Raw genomic sequence first — 1602 nt, 5'->3', positions numbered from 1 at the left:
TAGTCATGACTAATATGTGAAACCCTTTATTATATCTGACTTTCTTAAATTTAGGTCTTGATAAACTGAGGAAATAAAGTACTAGACTGTCGAGGGCATTAAGCTAAAAGGCAGGATTGTTGAGTGTCAATGAACAGGATTTGAGTATTAGTTTGCAGAATTTATAGACGAACACTTCAATTCCGAAAGCGGGTGAATAACTTGAGAGTGCCACCAATGCTGGATGGAGCAAATGTTTGGATTTATACAGCAAACGAGCATTGCAATAATTACGGATATGTTTTGTTCGAAGGTGAAAACAAAAAAGTGGGTATCACTGCTTTCGCGGTAGCTAAATATGACGGTGCCAGAGGGTACTATCTATTCTCTTGCGACCTGGATTGGAATGTTATCGGTGACACTCTGCACGATTCACTACAGGAAGCTAAAGAATGCGCAGAAAACTCAAGCCAAATAACGATAAATTGGATTTCAATAGGCATTCATCATCACGAAATCTTAGTCGAACGTTTTAAGAATAAGGAATACGGCATTGAAGAATTACTGAGCAGATTAAACACCGCTTTAATGCCTGATCCACCAATAACTGAAAATTTGAATAGACTCTTAGACTTGGATAATGATTTAGAGATTATCCTTTATACCCACTCAGATTCTGAACAATATCAATTAGCGGTCAATGTATTGGATGCCTTCATTGATTTTTTTACGGAAAAATCATTGAGCTAATGGGATACAGATAGTTCAGTGAACTAAGAAAATGAGGAGATAATTTTAAATGGGACAAGGATACATTTTAGTGAATAAAAGCAAAGGAGAAATAATAAGCTTTGCCCATCTTTCAGCAAGTAAAGCAAAGGAATTAACCGGAAATCCCGTAACAGCAGCTATGACGACCTGGTAACTTTTGAGTAATATAGGCGATCAAATTAGTTTTTTTGAAGAGGAAAATGTATTGGACGATTATCACGATGTAACCGATCTGCTCATTGACGATTTGATTAAAAGACAGCTTATAAAAGACTACGGGATTGAGGTATTTGACCCAAATGAACCTGAGATGTTCATTCGGCGGCTGAGGAACACGTGGATGGATTGTGAAGCTAACGAGGAACGATAGCTCAATAATGACACAAAGGTAGCCGGTCAATGGATCGGCTGCCTTTGTTGAACTATACCAGCTAATAGCTTGTCAAGATTACCAGTAAAATGAACTTAAATCATGTGGTATAGTAAAAATAAGCATGACAAATAACCATCCAATCCCTTTATTTTGGAAGGTTATACCAATATAAAATGGTCAGGCAGTGCGGAAGGGTTTTTTACTTTTAAGGACATAAAGCCAATGAACCAGCTTATTTGCGCATGCAATTAAAGCTACTTTATGTGGCTTTCCTTCGCCTCTTTTGACGGCCATAACTAGCACATAACGAAGTTGCCGAGAACCACGTTTGGTAATTCGATTCCGTGTTGCCGTAAACTTTCCAGATGTGAATACACTCGGGTCAATGCCTGCAAAGGCTACTAGTTTCTTTGGATGATCAAAACAGTCGACTTCTCCAATTTCCGATAAAATGGTTGCAGCAATTTTAGGACCAATAC

The 1602-nt window shown here is 38.0% G+C and carries 4 protein-coding genes; 3 read left to right on the top strand and 1 reads right to left on the bottom strand.

Features of this window, described 5'->3' with window-relative positions:
- The first annotated feature begins 201 nt into the window (after positions 1-201).
- The 3 genes from CA598_RS31545 to CA598_RS32790 are packed head-to-tail and all read left to right on the top strand — an operon-like array spanning position 202 to position 1120.
- Complete coding sequence (locus CA598_RS31545) at positions 202-729, top strand: hypothetical protein (protein WP_143812499.1); 528 nt, start codon at positions 202-204, stop codon at positions 727-729.
- A 49-nt stretch (positions 730-778) separates the two neighbouring features.
- Entirely contained in the window at positions 779-904 is a 126-nt protein-coding gene (locus CA598_RS33270; RefSeq protein WP_256990743.1) for a hypothetical protein, read from the top strand.
- A gap of 51 nt (positions 905-955) precedes the next feature.
- Entirely contained in the window at positions 956-1120 is a 165-nt protein-coding gene (locus CA598_RS32790; protein WP_218832643.1) for a hypothetical protein, read from the top strand.
- A 180-nt stretch (positions 1121-1300) separates the two neighbouring features.
- Here the strand turns inward: CA598_RS32790 and CA598_RS31535 are convergent.
- Positions 1301-1602: transposase (locus CA598_RS31535; protein ID WP_143812498.1), on the bottom strand; the 302-nt coding region annotated here is incomplete at its 5' end.

Origin of the sequence: Paenibacillus sp. VTT E-133291, assembly GCF_002264395.1 — a bacterium.
Lineage (GTDB): Bacteria > Bacillota > Bacilli > Paenibacillales > Paenibacillaceae > Paenibacillus_AQ > Paenibacillus_AQ nitricinens.
This window is presented reverse-complemented; position numbering and strand designations above follow the sequence as displayed.